This is a genomic window from Ruminiclostridium herbifermentans (genome assembly GCF_005473905.2).
GTDB lineage: Bacteria > Bacillota > Clostridia > Acetivibrionales > DSM-1351 > Ruminiclostridium > Ruminiclostridium herbifermentans.
In genome coordinates this window covers 2,730,492-2,745,231 of sequence record NZ_CP061336.1, presented here as the reverse complement: position 1 = coordinate 2,745,231, position 14,740 = coordinate 2,730,492, and the positions used below count along the sequence as shown (strand labels likewise).

At 30.8% G+C, this 14,740-nt stretch carries 10 protein-coding genes; 9 read left to right on the top strand and 1 reads right to left on the bottom strand.

The genetic code is table 11. The features are described 5' to 3' along the window. Positions 1-195 precede the first annotated feature (195 nt). The 9 genes from spo0A to EHE19_RS11180 all read left to right on the top strand — a co-directional run bounded on the left by spo0A (position 196) and on the right by EHE19_RS11180 (position 13,923). Positions 196-1,038, top strand: a complete 843-nt coding sequence (spo0A, locus tag EHE19_RS11220; RefSeq protein ID WP_137695857.1) for a sporulation transcription factor Spo0A — start codon at positions 196-198, stop codon at positions 1,036-1,038. 590 nt (positions 1,039-1,628) lie between these two features. Next, on the top strand, positions 1,629-2,318 hold the full coding sequence (locus tag EHE19_RS11215) for a response regulator transcription factor (RefSeq protein WP_137695858.1): 690 nt from the start codon (positions 1,629-1,631) through the stop codon (positions 2,316-2,318). 98 nt (positions 2,319-2,416) lie between these two features. After that, positions 2,417-3,931 (top strand): sensor histidine kinase, encoded by a 1,515-nt coding sequence (locus tag EHE19_RS11210; protein ID WP_137695859.1) that lies wholly within the window; start codon positions 2,417-2,419, stop codon positions 3,929-3,931. A 69-nt stretch (positions 3,932-4,000) separates the two neighbouring features. After that, positions 4,001-5,575: a S1C family serine protease gene (locus EHE19_RS11205; protein ID WP_137695860.1), complete on the top strand. Its 1,575-nt coding sequence runs from the start codon at positions 4,001-4,003 to the stop codon at positions 5,573-5,575. A 568-nt stretch (positions 5,576-6,143) separates the two neighbouring features. Beyond that, a complete protein-coding gene (locus EHE19_RS11200) occupies positions 6,144-7,634 on the top strand; it encodes an HD domain-containing phosphohydrolase (protein WP_137695861.1) in 1,491 nt (496 codons plus the stop codon). A 41-nt stretch (positions 7,635-7,675) separates the two neighbouring features. After that, positions 7,676-9,160, top strand: a complete 1,485-nt coding sequence (locus tag EHE19_RS11195) for a glycogen synthase (RefSeq protein WP_137695862.1) — start codon at positions 7,676-7,678, stop codon at positions 9,158-9,160. Next, the gene (gene nth, locus EHE19_RS11190; protein WP_137695863.1) at positions 9,153-9,788 is read left to right on the top strand and encodes an endonuclease III; all 636 of its coding nucleotides are present in this window, start codon (positions 9,153-9,155) and stop codon (positions 9,786-9,788) included. Before EHE19_RS11195 ends, nth begins: the two co-directional genes overlap by 8 nt. 220 nt (positions 9,789-10,008) lie before the next feature. Next, complete coding sequence (locus EHE19_RS11185; protein ID WP_244648206.1) at positions 10,009-12,195, top strand: cell division protein FtsA; 2,187 nt, start codon at positions 10,009-10,011, stop codon at positions 12,193-12,195. A 36-nt stretch (positions 12,196-12,231) separates the two neighbouring features. Then, on the top strand, positions 12,232-13,923 hold the full coding sequence (locus tag EHE19_RS11180) for a sensor domain-containing diguanylate cyclase (protein WP_137695864.1): 1,692 nt from the start codon (positions 12,232-12,234) through the stop codon (positions 13,921-13,923). Here EHE19_RS11180 and EHE19_RS11175 read toward each other — a convergent pair. Next, positions 13,913-14,611, bottom strand: coding sequence for a hypothetical protein (locus EHE19_RS11175; RefSeq protein WP_205314708.1), 699 nt, complete (start codon positions 14,609-14,611; stop codon positions 13,913-13,915). The genes EHE19_RS11180 and EHE19_RS11175 overlap by 11 nt on opposite strands. Between the last annotated feature and the right edge of the window lie 129 nt (positions 14,612-14,740).

Sequence of the window (14,740 nt, the reverse complement as noted above, 5' to 3'; positions counted from 1 at the left end):
TGGGCAATAATATAATGTTTTTTCTTTATAATATTAGAGAAATATGGTAAAATAGAGGCATACACAAGTTATTTTGTTTTTGTAAAAATATTTTTCTTTGGCAATTAATGAAAAAACTTGTAATTATGTCGAGTTCAAAATATAATAGATACATGACATATTTTGGTAAAATAAAAAACGTAGGGGGTTATTGCTTTGAGTAATAATAAAATTCAAGTACTTATTGCGGACGACAATCGTGAATTCGGAGATATCCTGTGTGAGTATTTATCAAATCAAAATGATATTGATGTTGTAGGTCTTGCAAGAGATGGTTTGGAGGCTGTTGACTTAATATTTCAGAATACTCCGGATATCGCAATACTAGACATTATAATGCCTCATTTAGATGGTCTTGGGGTTTTAGAGAAGATTGCTGAGTCCACTATGGAGAAAAAACCATTATTTATTGTTCTATCAGCAGTTGGCCAAGACAAAATTACACAACGAGCACTTGCATTAGGGGCAGAATATTACATTGTTAAGCCTTTTGACATGGATGTTCTAGTTAACAGAATCAGACAGTTGAAAACTAATACTTACTTAACTGCACCGCAGAATTCTATTTCATCATCTATCTCTTCTCACAAGAATGAGTACTTTACTACATCTGAGAAGAGACCAGCTCATATCAATAATACTTCAAGAAGCTTGGAAGTAGAGGTAACTAATATTATGCATGAAATAGGTGTTCCTGCACATATTAAAGGTTATCAGTATTTAAGAGATGCTATTATGATGGTAGTTAAAGATTTGGATGTAATCAATTCTATTACCAAATTGTTATATCCTAGTATTGCCAAAGAATACAATACTACTCCAAGCAGAGTAGAAAGAGCTATTCGTCATGCTATTGAGGTGGCTTGGAGCAGAGGTCAAGTAGAAGCTATCGACGCTCTGTTTGGCTACACAGTAAACATTGGAAAAGGCAAGCCAACCAATTCTGAGTTTATAGCTATGATTGCTGATAAATTAAGATTAGAAATGAAGGTTAGCTAATTTAAATTGAAACAAATTGTGTCTAACAACACTGCATTTATTTATCAATTAGACTCTTCTGCTTTATTGAATTAAAAACCACAATAAAGCGGAGGAGTTTTTTTGATTAAAATATTTAATTTTGTTTTAGGTTCTATGTAAATAATTGGGGTATAAATTAATTAAAAAGTAACTTTTGATAAACTAAAATTTATTTTTTAACCTAGACGGTATAATAAACATTTTGTTAATATTTTAATATTTATATTACATTTTAAATTACTATTGATATAATTAAAATAAATGTCTATCTCTATTTAAAAATATTATTAATTTTAAAATAATGATAATATTATGGTAATTAAAGATAACTTAATAACTCAGATATTTGGAAATCGTTGTGCAGGTGTTTATCACTTAGAGTAATTGGATGAAATTGATACGGTTAATCACCTATAGACGCAAAAAAGCTGAGTTATTAATATTGCTAAGCAGTTTCAATAAAAAAATAAAATTTTGCTGATAATATAGTTATAAAATAGATAAAAAGGGGGGACGGGTTACGTGCCTGTTCTATAATCCGTTAGCAATTGGGGCGCGTAGACATAAGTATGAATAGCAAAAGTAAAATATTGATTGTAGATGATGACAGAAATATTTGTGAACTAATAGGATTATATCTTCAAAAAGAAGGCTATGATGTAGTTTTTGCATACAATGGAATAAACGCAGTAGATATTTTCAAAGTACAGACTCCTAGTTTAGTTGTGCTGGATATAATGCTTCCGGGTATTGATGGATGGCAGGTTTGCAGAGAAATTAGAAAGGTCAGTTCCATACCTATTATAATGTTAACTGCAAAAGGTGAAACCTTTGATAAGGTTCTTGGCTTGGAATTGGGTGCTGATGATTATATGGTCAAGCCCTTTGAGCCAAAAGAACTTGTAGCAAGGATAAAAGCAGTTTTGAGAAGATATGAACACAAAGAAGTAGATACTCAGGAGGTAGCATATACCAATTTGATAATAAATAAGAGCAACTATACTATAAGGCTCAAAGGAAATCTTATTGAAATGCCTCCAAAAGAACTTGAACTGCTATTCTTTTTGGCTTCCAATCCCAATAAGGTATTTACAAGAGAACAGCTTTTAGAGCATGTATGGGGCTTTGATTTTTATGGTGATTCACGAACAGTGGATGTTCATGTAAAGAGAGTAAGGGAAAAAATTGATATTGAGGGTCAGTCTTGGCAGCTAAAAACCGTATGGGGTGTAGGCTACAAGTTTGAAGTGAAAAGTTAGAATACTACACACAAACATATATACAACTTTTAACAAAAAAGGGGGAAACAAGTCCATAATTTTATTGGAGTTTGCGCCAATATAAAACTGGATTTAAAATGACGTTTAAATTTAATACAATATTTAAAAAGCTTGTTAGCGTATTTATCGGATTATTAGTACTCAACTATCTGGTAACAGGTGGCTTTTTGTTCTATTTTTTAAATGATTATAGTACAAAGCAAAAAGAAGATACTCTTAAAAGGAACGCTGAAGTTATAAAGAACGCTTTTATTATTTTATATGGTAATATGGATAATACATCTCTTAAATGGTTTCAGAGTTTCTTGAACCAATCAAGTGTATTAAGCAATTCTATGATATGGATTGTAAACAATTCAGGGCACATTGTATATAGTGAACCAAGCATGCCTGAGAGTTTTATTGAAAAATACAGGGATGAAAACAGACTGGCTAAATTACCTGATCCAAGGCAATATTCAGATGTTATGGAGGTTGGAAATGAAACACTTGTAAAGACAGGTAATTTCTTCGGCTTTTTCTCTGATGAAGCTTTCAAAAATGATGGAAGTTCGTGGTTAACAGTGCAAATGCCTATTCAAGTAATACCTAGTAACGGAAAGCAAATAACAATAGCTGCTGTTTACTTACACACACCTGTACCTGAGGTTCAGAGGCTTCAGTTTTCAGTATTGAGATTGTTCATGATATCTGGTGGATTATCAATATTGATAGCAATTTTTCTAGTGTATCTTTTCTCGGTTAAATTTACAAGACCATTAAAACAAATTAATCAAGTTGCAAAGAAAATTGCAGGCGGAGAATTCAATAACAGACTTGTTGTTAGTTCAAAGGATGAAATAGGTCAGCTGGCAGATAGTTTTAATCATATGTTAGATGATTTGCAAGAACTAGAAGAAATGAGAAGAGGATTTATTGCAAATGTTTCTCATGAACTTAGAACCCCAATGACTTCTATCAGAGGATTTGTTGAAGGCATAATTGATGGTACTATACCGCCCGAAAAACAACTTAATTATTTGCTAATAGTAAAGGATGAGACCATCAGACTCAGCAGACTTGTAAATGACCTTTTGGATCTTGCCAAAATGGAGGCTGGAGAGGTTACTTTAAATATTAAGCAATTTGATATAAATGAACTGATACGTATATGTGTAATTAAGCTTGAAACTTTGATAACATCTAAAAATATAGAAGTTGAAGCCAATTTTGCGGTTGAAAATTTAATGGTTTCTGCTGATAAAGACTCTATTGAAAGAGTTATAATAAATCTCTTGCATAACGCAGTAAAATTTTCTAATGAAAATGGGAGAATTATTTTAGAAACTGTAAAGAATAAAGAAAAGGTATTAGTTTCAGTATCAGATACTGGAATAGGAATAAATGAAGATGATATTAAACGAGTTTGGGATAGATTTTATAAATCGGATAAGTCCCGAGGGAAGGATAAAACGGGAACTGGTTTAGGACTGGCTATTGCTAAAAATATTATTAATGAACACAATCAAGAGATTTGGGTTGAAAGTACAATTGGTGTAGGTACTAAATTTACGTTTACTCTTGATTATTTCAAAAACAATCTAGAAGATTAACATTTTGTTCATAAATTTTTAAAGAAGTTTTATTACAATTTATCTAAATCTGTAAGGAGGGAAAGCTTAATGACCGACGAAAGTACTGAAAAAATAAATGATAACGATAACCAAAATATTGATACTAATGAGGATAATAACAATATTCAAAATATTAATAATAACGAGGTCAATAACAATAAAGTTTCAAATGAGAACCTTGGTGAAAATGGGATAAACAACACGAATTCAGCATATAGTTATTCTTTTCATGAGAGTAACCCTGTTAACAATGGTAATACTAGTAACAACATAGCTGAGACTTCAAACGAAAATCAGAAATATGAGGGTAATTCTTCTGCTTCGTATAACAATAGAAATTACGAGGATACTCAAAAAACTTTGCAGAATCAGAATTTGAATACTAGTTATAATGGCTATAACTTAAATATGAATAGCTATTATAAGGAGAATTTCAAAAAAACAAATAACAAAAAATCTGATGCATGGAAGTATATCTTAGTTTCTTTAGTTAGTGCTATAGTTGGGGCAGCAATTGTATCAGCTATGCTTATAGTTGTTGCACCAGCATTACAACCTCAAATAAAAAAACTATTGGGTATTAGTACGCAGGAAAATAGTAATATTGGAGCACAGACAGGCATAAGTGAAATAAAAAAGGTTGAAATAGTGCAAACAGGTGAAAGTGCTGTTACTAGTGTTGCAGAGAAGGTTGGTCCTTCTGTTGTTGGCATTAGAGCCTCTTATCAAAATACAAATGAGTTCTTTGGTTCACAAGCTGATTTTGGAGAGGGTTCAGGGATTATAATAAGCACAGATGGCTATATTCTTACAAACCATCATGTTATAGAACGTTCATTGAATAATAAAACCAGAGATATAAGAGCTGGCTCACAAATATTAGTATATCTTCCTAGTAGAATAGATAAACCCTATAAGGCAGAAATTAAGGGATATGACTCCAAGACTGATTTAGCTGTTCTAAAGATTAATGAGGGTGGGTTGCCAGCTATTGAGTTTGGCGATTCGGATACTGTAAAAGTAGGAGAGCCAGCAATTGCTTTTGGTAATCCAGGTGGATTAGAATATATGGGTTCATTAACAACTGGTGTTATTAGTGGATTAAATAGAACAGTTCAGCTTGATGGAGGCAAAAAGATTAGGCTTATTCAAACTGATGCAGCTATTAATCCTGGAAATAGCGGTGGTGCGTTAGTCAACATTAAAGGCCAGCTAATAGGTGTAAATACTATCAAAATGGTTGCTACTGGTTTTGAAGGCTTAGGATTTGCCATTCCAGTCAATGATGCAAAAAAAATTGCTGATGAATTAATTAAAAACACATATATATCTAAGCCTTATTTAGGAATATACGTTGATAATAGCTATACAGAAGAAATAGCTAGAGAAAATAATTTGCCTATGGGAGTTTTTGTAGCAGATGTTGAAATTTTAGGAGCAGCCCAGAAAGCAGGTATCAGAGCACTAGACATTATTACGAAATTTAATAATGTACCAGTTAAATCCTATGATGAACTAGAAGACGAAAAGAATAAATTTAAGCCTGGAGATGTTGTAGAAGTAGAAATTTATAGAGATGGCAACAGGAAAAAATTGAAAGTTACTCTAGGTGAAACAAAATAAAGATTATGATATAATAGGTACAGCATTTTATAATGTTTGTACCTATTTTTTATTAAGTCTAGAATCAAAATGAATTTTATTAATGAAGTCTTATTAATGAAGTAGTTTTAATGAATTTTTTGACGAAGTTTTTATGAATAAAATTATTTAATGAATTATTTTTAATTGTAGATTACATCAGCGACTTTAAGTGTTTCGGGGAAAATTTATCAGCTTAAAACCAAAGCGGTACCCGCAAATTATAGAAGAGGGGACATCTCTTTCATCGATATAAAATAAATTTATTACACAAAAATATACAATTTATGTTGCTAATGTAACAAAAAAACTTTAAAATTAAGATATGAGAGTCAAAATTTGATTTAAACAAAATTGGCTTATTAATACTTTTTTGCATATAATAGATTATTCTCAAAACATACTTATTTTGTGAGTTTTGAGTTTGCTACCACAATAATGCATATTTTGATTCACAAAGTCAGTTGGTGGTTAGCCCTTAACTCATACTATCTAGCTGGTAGTATTTGACTATGGTAAACTACTTAAAAATTTACTGATGGAGGAAGGTATGAACTTTAGTAAGTATTACATTTATATTATAAAATGTATTGCATTGATTGTAACTATTCCAGTATTAATTTATGGACATTCTAAGCATAATATATTTTTATTATCTATTGGTTTATTAGCATTTTTGATTTTTTTAGCAGTTAATGTTTTAGAAATTATTATAGTATCAAAAATCAGATCTAAAAATAAGCGCAGGCTACAAAAAATTATTAAAAATAAAGCAATAAAGAGTCTAAAACCTCAGCGCTTTTTTTATCCTAATAGAGATAAGGATGCTTTAAATGCCTATGAGTTATTAAAGCAAAAACAGGAAGAACTTGAGATATTAAGGATTACATCTGAGAAATTTAATTCTACAATGGATGTAGATAATATTGTAGAGTATATTTTTGATGTTTATCAAAAATTTACTAATTGTGATAGATGCTTAATTTGTTTTAAGGACGTTGATTCTCAAGATATCTTTTGCAGATATGAGTTTGGAAAAGAGTTATTTGGTGAAGTTGGAAAGTTTTTTGATGATGACTCAGTAATTACAAAATGCTTCAATACAAATTCAATTGTTGTTAACTGTGATATTCTAATTAAAAAACGAGGAATATACGGTGACAAGCTTGCAATTCCTTTAAGTATATCTACCGAACAGCTAGGTGTTATATTTTTAGAAACCTCTAAAAAGAATTCTTTCAAGAATATCAATTTGCCATTTATTAAAAGTTTGGCTAATTATGCTGCTGTTGCAATAAATAAGGCTGAATTATTTAACGATGTTTGGGCTCAGAAGCAGGAAATAGAGGCTCTTTATGAGGAAGCTGCTGCAGTTAATGATGACCTTAATGATAACATTGAAAATTTAAATAAGGCTAAAGAAGAACTTAGACAAAAAAATGAAGAATTGCTTAGATATTCTGAAAGTTTAAATACAGGGTACATACAAACCGTAATGTCATTAGTTAATGCAATTGAAGCAAAAGATGCCTATACTAGCGGACATTGTCAAAGGGTTATGGAAATAGCTTGTGAAATAGCTGCTAATATGAATCTTGATGAAGAGTCTATACAGGATTTAAAATATGCTGCAGTTTTGCACGATATAGGGAAAATAGGAATTTCTGCTGGAATTTTAAACAAGCCAGAGAAGCTGACAGAGCAAGAATATGAAGAAATTAAGAAGCATCCAGAGATATCATACAACATATTAAAAAATGTTGAATTTTTAAATAGAGGACTTAGAGCTATTTTAGAGCATCATGAAAAGTACAATGGGTCTGGATATCCTAATAACTTAAAAGGTGAAGAAATCAGCCTTTTAGGAAGAATATTGTGTATTGCGGATGCATTTGACGCAATGACTAGTAACAGAACCTATCGTAAGGGTATGACAATGGAAGTTGCAGTTAATGAAATTGAAAGATGCAAAGGTATTCAGTTTGATCCGAAAGTATCCGATGTATTTATTAAAATGATAAGAGAATTAGTAAATACATAAGTTAGATTATAAAAATGTCATTATACTGTGGAGGGAATATAGTGAAAATAAATAATAAACAACTAAAAGTGCTTTTTGTTTCTGCAGAGGTTGATCCATTTGCTAAAACAGGTGGATTAGCAGATGTAGCAGGCTCATTACCAAAAGAGTTAACTTTGCTAGGTCATGATGTAAGAATAGTAATGCCAAGATATGGAATTATTGATGTAAATACAAAATATGTTGCCGATGTTGCTGTTGAAATTGGGCATCGGATAGAAACATGTGTGATTAAAGAAGGAAGTATTTTCAATACTGAAAACAAAGCAATTCCTGTATACTTTATAGAAAACCACAATTATTTTAATAGGAATGGAATCTACTGTTATTTTGATGATGCACAGAGATTTATATTATTATGCAAAACAGCTCTTGAGATGTTACCAGCTATAGGTTTTAAACCTGATATAATTCATTGTAATGATTGGCATACTGGACCTATTTGCCTATTGCTAAATGAAAAGTACAGAAAGAACGACTTCTATAAAGATATAGCAACAATATACACTGTTCACAATTTAGAATATCAAGGTAATTTTGGTGCAGATGTTACTAGATATTTAAATTTGGAAGAAGGTTATTTTGTTTCTGATAAAGCAGAGTTTTATGGCATGTTTAGTTTTATGAAGTGTGGTTTAGTGTATGCAGATATTATTAATACTGTAAGTAAGCAATATGCAGAAGAGATATTAACCACAGCCTATGGTGAAAAAATGGAGGGTGTGTTAAATAAGAGGAAAGAAGATCTCTTTGGAATAGTTAATGGTATTTCATATGAAGAATTTGATCCTAGCAAGGATGAATGCTTATATGCCAATTTTGACAAAAATAACATAAAGCTAAAAAATAAAAATAAACAAGCAATTCAGGATGAACTGAATTTACCAAGAAGCCAAGCTCCATTAATGGGTGTAGTTACAAGACTTACAGGGCAAAAAGGCTTAGAACTTCTATTGGGATGTATAGATGATTTAATTATAAAAGAAAATGTACAATTGATTGTTTTAGGACTGGGTGATGAGTGCTATCACAATGCGTTTTCAGAGTTACAAAAGAAATATCCTCTTAATGTAGCTGCATTTTTTGAGTTTAATACTGATTTAGCAAAAAAAATATATGCAGCTTCAGATATGTTTTTAATGCCTTCTAGATTTGAGCCTTGCGGGTTAGGTCAGATTATAAGTCTTAGATATGGCACAATACCTGTGGTAAGAGCAACTGGTGGGTTAGCAGAGACTATTATTGATTATGATGAAAATAATGCAGAGGGGAATGGTTTTTCCTTTGAGGAATTTTCAGTAAGTGAATTTAACAAAACAATTTATAGAGCTATTGATGTCTACAAGAATAAGCCTAAGATTTGGGAGACTCTTGTATTAAGAGCTTTAGATAGTGATTTTTCTTGGAAAAAGCCAAGCAGAGCTTATCTTGAACTATACGAATTAGCTGTTAAAAGAAAAAAAGGTGAATTAATTACAAATGAATAAAAAGGAAAAAGTTATTCATATATTACAAATTTTTGACGGGATTTATCCTAACGCTGAATGTACACTTGATTATAAGAGTCCATTGCAATTGCTTATTTCAACGCAATTGGCTGCTCAGTGTACAGATGCAAGGGTGAATATTGTAGCTAAAGATTTGTATTCAAAATATAAAAGTGCAGAAGACTTTGCAAATGCTGATATTGCAGAATTAGAACAGGATATTAAATCAACTGGCTTTTATAGAAATAAGGCCAAAAATATTAAAGAGTGTTGCAGAATACTTGTTGATAAATACAATGGAGAGATACCAACAAATATGGAAGAACTAACAGCACTTCCTGGGGTTGGGCGTAAGACGGCTAATCTTGTTCTTTATGAGATTTATGGTATTCAAGGAATTATTGTAGATACACACGCAAAAAGGCTATCAAATCGAATTGGATTAACTAAAAGTGAAAATCCTGAAAAGATTGAATATGATCTTCAAAAAATCGTCCCAAAGGAAAGATGGGCAGATTTTTGTCATATGCTAGTATCTCACGGCAGAGCAGTATGTAAAGCTAGAAAACCTGAATGTGAAAAATGCGAAATAAGGGATTATTGTAGTTATATCGTTAAAAATAATTAGTAGTAGCTGTAACAATATTATTTTACAAACTTAATGAAGTTTTACAGAACAGCAAATAATTGTTGATTGTATTATGTGAATGTCAAATAGTCACATAGTGCATATCAAAAATCAAATTTTGTTTGTTCATAATGCTTTTATGAGTGTTTAAAAGCCAAAATCGGCTTATCTGCAGATAGTCTTTGTAAATTTTGCATTTTAAGCCGATGTGGAGGTTAATATGACTGATAAACAGACGATGTCAAATATAAAAGATACAAAAGATATTAAACAAGGCAGCCAAAATAAATTAAACCTAGTAAAAAAATCAAAAACAGTAAAAAAATCTATAAAGGCTGACTATAGTGCCGAAGATTTGATTTTTGCTCTTGATATAGGAACTAGAACTGTAGTAGGCATAGTTGGATATTATGAGAAGGAAATTTTTAAAGTTATTGCTGCAGAGGTAGTTGAGCATCAAAGCCGTGCTATGCTTGATGGTCAGATTCACGATATATTAAAGGTTGCTGAAGTAATTACTGAAGTAAAAAACAAACTAGAGAAAACTCTTGGTATTACATTAACAAGTGTTGCTATTGCTGCGGCTGGGAGAGTATTGAAAACTAGTCAGGTAAAATTAGAGTATGATGTTGATCCTGATACTGAAATAAGCGAAGAAATAGTTGGTGGCATGGAAGTAGATGCCGTTCAAAATGCTCAAGAAAAGCTTGATACTGAATTAGAAGATGAAAAAACAGTCTTTTATTGTGTAGGCTATAGTGTAGTAAATTATTTCCTCAATGGTTATGTTATTTCATCATTAGTTGGCCACAAGGGTAAAAAAATTGGAGTGGAAGTATTGGCTACATTTTTACCACGAGTTGTTGTAGACAGCTTATATACTGTTATGGACAAGGTAGGGCTTAAAGTGCACAGTCTTACTCTTGAACCTATTGCGGCAATTAGTGTGACTATTCCTAAGGACTTACGTTTGTTAAATTTAGTTTTGGTTGATATTGGAGCAGGAACTTCCGATATTGCTGTTACTCAGTCTGGGTCAGTTGTTGCTTATGGAATGGTTCCAATTGCTGGTGATGAGATTACAGAAAAAATTGCACATGAGTATCTAGTGGATTTTAATACTGCTGAGAAGATAAAAATTGATATTTCATCTGGAGTAGAAACCCTAAAGTTTAAAGATATTCTTGGTAAAAATATTGAAATTTCTAATAAGCACGCTTTGAGTATGCTTGATAGTACAATTGATTATCTAGCTAGCAATATTTCTGAAAAGATATTAGAGTTTAATAAAAAGGCTCCTAACGCAGTATTTCTTATTGGTGGTGGGAGTCAGATTCCAGGACTGACAAGCAAAATTGCCAATTATCTAGGTATCCATGAGGATAGAGTTGCTGTAAGAGGAAGAGATGTAATACATAATATAAAAACCAAGCTTAAGAAGCTATCAGGTCCAGAAGCTATTACTCCGCTGGGTATAGCTATGATGGCGTATATTCAGCAAGGTCAGGACTTTTTATCTGTTACCTTAAACGGAGAAAAGGTAAGACTTTTAAATTCTAAAAAGCTTAGTGTTGCTGACGCCTTGATTTTAGTTGGTTATAATCCTGAAATGCTAATTGCTAGGACAGGCAAGTCTTTAAGCTTTACTCTTAATGGCAAGCAAATGTATGTAAGGGGCGATTATGGCGTAGCTGCTGAAATCTATGTTAATGATAGTGTGGCTAGCATAGATACTCTATTAAAAATCGGTGATAAAATAAACGTAATTCCTGCTAAAAATGGAGAAAATGCTAGAAGGTGTATTGCTGACTATGTTAAAAATCCAGATCCTATTATAATACATTTGAATGGTGAAGCTATTACGCTTTCTCCTAGCGCAGCAATAAATGGAAGAACTTGTGATATTTCTGAAAATATTAAAGAAAATGATGTTGTAAGTATATATGAAACAATTACTCTTAAGGATTTGGTAAAGGAATTTGCACTTGATATAGAGGAAAAAGAATTATTAGTTAACGGCAGAAATAAAAGTCTTGATTATATACTGCAGAATAATGATGATATTAGGTATAATGAAATATATACTGAAATAGAAAACAATTCATTGGTACAGCATAATTACGTTAATGATGAGATGATTACTTCTCAAAAGCAGATAAGTGAAACTAACAGTGATGCTGACAAATCTAGTAATGATAGAGAGTTTTTTGTTACTGTTAATGGAGAGAGAGTTGTTCTTAAAGAATATAAATCTTATATTTTTGTAGATATTTTTAGTTACATCAATTTTGATTTATCTACTCCAAAGGGAAACATCGTGTTAAAACTCAATGGAAAAGCTGCAAATTTTACTGATAAAATTCAACGTGGTGATAATATCGAAATTTATTGGGAATCCAAAGGATAAGTACGTTGCTCGTAAGAATGTAGTTTTGGAGGTTGTATGAATAGAATTCAAAAATTCGAACAGGTATTAGGTAGATGTTGCTGGGGAATATTAGCTTTCTTGGCTATATCTGTGGCTATAAATATTAATCCTGCAATTAATATAATTAATTTATCAAAATCAGATATAATGTTAATTATTTTAATTGTGTTATTAAGTATTTTTAACTTTGTTCGGCTTAAATATATTAATAGTAATTTACTTTATACTGAAAAAGTATTTGATGTCTTTAGAATTATTGAAGTTGCATTGTTATCAATATTTATAAATGGCAACTATCAGCGTATAGAGCATTATCTTATAATCATTCCAATGATATTTTCTAGCCTTTCAAGGGGCAGAAAATCAAGCTTTGTGTTATTAGGTATTAATGCTGTAATTAAAATTGTAAAAGGATTTATAGTATATTTTTTATCAGATACTATTATTTTAAGTACTTCAGATTTATTTGATTACTGTATAGAATTAGTGTGGGTATATGTTATATGGATTTCAATAATAATTATCACATCTGCTTTTAGTAATCAAAATTGTAAGAACGAAATAGAAAACCAAAGATTAGTTTTTGAACTTGGAGAAAAATATGAACAGCTTGAAGCTGCTCAAAATGAAATAAAAATTCAATATGACAAGCTAAAAGAATCTAATCTCAAGCTTGAAGATTCTAATTTACGACTTACAAAAAGTATTGCAGAGTTCTATACTCTCCAGCAGATAAGTGAGGCTATAGGCTCTATTTTTGATATAAATGAATTACTTAAGTTTGTTAATGACGTAATTATTGGTGTTATGGGTGTAAACTATTCTACAATTGTATTTTTTGACCAAAAGAAAAATAAGCTGAAAGTACACTTTACAAATGTTAAAGATAAAGAAGATTTAGCAATATTAAGTGATAATATTAATTGTAGGTTTTTATTAGATATATTAGAGAGTGAAAAACCAATACTAGAAAATGATGTAGTACCAGAAAAGTTTGAGTTTATTCAAAGCAGAGTTATAGGCTCATTTATTTGTATTCCACTAAGTTCAAAATCCCGAAAGTTTGGATTGCTCCTAATTGAACATAAGAACAAAAATACATTCAACAATGAAAACCTAAGTCTTGTTACAACAATTTGTAAATCTGTAAGTATGGCAATAGAAAATGCTGAATTATATGCAAGTATGCAGGTTTTAGCTACTATTGACGGACTTACAGGTGTATATAATAGAGTGTATTTTCATCAGAAATTTGAAAATGAATTTAAATTAGCTAAGGAATCTGGATATGAATTAACTTTAGTTATATTAGATATAGATTATTTTAAGAAATTTAACGATACATACGGTCACTTATTTGGAGATGTAGTATTAAAAAGTGTTGCACAAATGGTTAAAAGCAGCTTAAGGTCTACAGATACTATGGCTAGATTTGGAGGAGAGGAATTTGTAATTATTTTACCTCGTACTTCAATAAAAAAGGCATATGAAAAGGTCGAGTACTTGCGACATAAAATTGCTAATAGTGTTATAACAGATAGTTTAGTATCTGCATCTGTTACGGCAAGCTTTGGAATTGCTAGTTTTCCAGAGACATCTAAGAGCGTTACTGAAATTATAAAAGATGCTGATAATGCATTATATAGAGCTAAGGATAATGGTAGAAATCGAATAGAGGTTGCAAAAGATTATGATATTATGGATTAGGTTTTTTATTGATTTTTATAGAATCAACAATATTCCAGAAAATATCATATTCTTTTGAGTTATATTGGTTAAGAGGCAAAAAATAACTGACTCTATATAGTTTTGAGTCTTTATAAAGAAATGCTTCGAGAGCTTTGTATTTTCCAGAAGTGCTATTATATGAATAATCCCAGAGATAGCCATCAAGTCCATTAATGCATATTTTTTTGGATTTAAAATCTATAAAGTCCAACATAGCAGTATTTTTTGAGTTTTCGAGAAATTCTTCAATTGAATAGGGCAGCTTCCAAACTTGAACAAATCCATTTTTGCTTATATCATTTTTGTTTTTAAAGTCAATGTGGTATAAAATTTCACCACCAGGCAAATTCGAAGGGATAAGTTCAAACATGCTGGGATAGCTAAATTCAAAGCCTTCTTCGGGACTCTTGAAGTCTAAAAATTTTTTGTGACTGCTAGCTGATGTTTGTATATATGGAGCGGTTTCAAAATTAATAGAGTAAATATCAGATATTCTAAACGAAAAAGGAAATGAAATATATAAATTCTTATCTAAAATCACATTATATTTTGGAGGTTTATCCAGCAATATTTTTAGTCCGACAATAGAAAATATGAGAAATATAACAGCTGAAGATATTATAATTATGTTTTTTTTATAGTTTTTTACTAGTAATAAATACATCATTATTTCTCCTATAATATGATTATTAAAAATAAATAGGCTTGCTATAAAATATGCATTTATATTGCTTTTGATTAATATGTTTTCTATTTCCTAAAATGTTTGCTTATTTACATTAGACATAGTTTTATC